Source organism: Trueperaceae bacterium, from assembly GCA_036381035.1.
GTDB lineage: Bacteria > Deinococcota > Deinococci > Deinococcales > Trueperaceae > DASRWD01.
The window spans coordinates 1-1,325 of the sequence record DASVDQ010000123.1 but is presented as its reverse complement, the minus strand read 5'-3'; the positions used below and the strand labels follow the sequence as shown (position 1 = coordinate 1,325).

The 1,325-nt window shown below is 71.8% G+C and carries 1 protein-coding gene; it reads right to left on the bottom strand.

All coding sequences use genetic code 11. The features are described from left to right. A partial coding sequence (locus tag VF202_14090) for an AAA family ATPase (GenBank protein HEX7041243.1) occupies positions 1–1,325 on the bottom strand: 1,325 nt, incomplete at both ends.

Here is a 1,325-nt window from a genome sequence, read left to right as displayed (position 1 = left end):
GCGCCGAGCAGGGCGCTCGAGCCGCGCGCGCCGCTCGCCTTGTTCTTACCGCTGTGGTGCACGAGCATCACGCACGCACCGGTCGCCTGAATCAGGGCGCTCACGGCGTCGTTCAGCGCGCCCATGTCCTGCGCGCTGTTCTCGTCGCCGCCCTTCATGGCGCGCGCCAGGGTGTCGATCACCACCAGCACCGGCTTCTCAGGAAGCTGGCCGAGGTCGGCGGCCAGCGCCTGCCGCCCGGCCTTTTCGCGCAGGTTGTAGTCGGCGCCGACGACGTATAGCGGCACGTCGGACACGTCCCCGTAGTGGTGCAGGAGCGCCGCCGCACGCTTCGCCAAGCCGCCGATGCCCTCGTACGCGAGGTAGAGGACCACCCCCTGGTGCACGCGCCGCCCGCGCCAGAGCCTGCCACTGGCGACGTGGAACGCGATGTCGAGCGCCACGAAGGTCTTGCCGGCGCCGGGCGCGCCGTAGAGCACGGCGTGGGAGTGGCGCTGCAGCAACCCCTTGATGAGGTAGGGACCGGGCGGGTGGCCGGCGAGCTCGTTCAGGCGCAGCAGCTTCGGGCGCGGCTTCTCCGGCGCCGCCTCGACGACCGGAAAGTCCTCGGCGCTCGCGGCTTTGGAGCCGGGGTCGTTCTGCGCGTAACGGTAGGCGTGCTCGACCTTGGGGCGCAGCACTTCCTCGGAGCGCCCGTCGTGCTCCAACAGCAGCGCGACGGCCTGCTCGACCGATAGGCCGAAATCGCGCAGCCCACAGGCCGACTTGAACGCTTGGTCCCCGACCGGCTGCCGGCTCAACCACTCCCGGGCGCGCTCCACCACGTCCTCCGGCGCATCCGGCACCTCCCGTACCTCGCTGCGCTCGTGCGGTGTGTACTCGCCGAGCTGCTCGAGCAGCCATGCCGGCGCGTCGGCGATCGGGGTGTCGGCCTCGAACCGGTAGCGCCCGGCGGGCACCTCGGACCCCGGCGCCATCACGTAGCCGCGCGTCGACTTCACGTCGATGCCCGGCCCGAGCTTGTTGGCGCCGTTCGGCACGCCGGGGTGGCCCTCGGGGAGGCGGTAGAAGAGGTGGCGCCCGCCGGTCGGGGTCAGGGTCGTGAGCGTCAGCGGCAGGTCCAGCGTCGCCAGCGTCTCGTTGCCGCCCGAGCGCACATCCACGTCGAGCACGACCAGCCCCTCGCAGTGGATGCCGATATTAGCGTCCTGCGGCCAGTTGGCCGGCACCGTGGCGGCGGCGCGCTCGGGCCAGTTCTTCCAGAGCGGCGGTGTCTTGGCCCCGGCCTTGATCGGGAACACCTTAAAGCCGCGCTCGGCGAGCGC